1 pseudogene is annotated in these 677 nt (G+C 52.3%); it reads left to right on the top strand.

The annotated features are described in order from the left end of the window. Positions 1–677 (top strand): annotated as a pseudogene (locus tag GVN16_RS26375) (hypothetical protein); the annotation flags it as partial.

Below are 677 nucleotides of genomic sequence, written 5' to 3' on the forward strand. Positions count from 1 at the left end.
GCCTCTGTGAGTTGCAGCACACTGCCTATCCATGAGCTCATTGCCTATACCTTTGAAAGCAAGTGTGAGCCTTCAGGTCCTGTTTGTACGGGATCACTGCAGGCTGAAGGGGAAAATGATGCCACAGGCATTGTCATCAACAAACCGGCCTTTGCCATCACTGCCTTTACAGCAGGAACACCGACCTCAGGCAATACCCTGGAAGGAAGTGTGACGGTGGACAACACCAATGGGGTGGCCACAGGCCTGCCTCAGAATGCAGTCATCAAGGTCTATCATGATGCCAATTCTAACGGGATCGTGGATGCCACAGATACCCAGATCGGAAGCAAGACCGTCAGCATCACCACCACCACCTCACAGGTGTTTACCTATGCTTTCACCACAGATTTCCTTGGGGACTTCTGTCCGGCTATTGTAGAGCTTACCCCTGAATGTGCCTGTGAAACGCCAATGGTCTTTGTCTATACCGATTGTGAGACCATCCTTCCGGTGACCCTGAGCAGCTTTGCTGTCAGCAGGGCTGAGGCAGGGGTGCTGCTCAAATGGAGCACCGTCACTGAAACCAACAGCGGAAGATTCGAAATACAGCAAAGTACCGATGCCAAAACCTGGAAGACCATCGGAAAGGTAGACGCTGCAGGAGACAGCCCGGTGATGACCCATTACAGTTTCAC

It is taken from the genome of Emticicia sp. CRIBPO (assembly GCF_009905725.1).
Taxonomy (GTDB): domain Bacteria; phylum Bacteroidota; class Bacteroidia; order Cytophagales; family Spirosomataceae; genus Leadbetterella.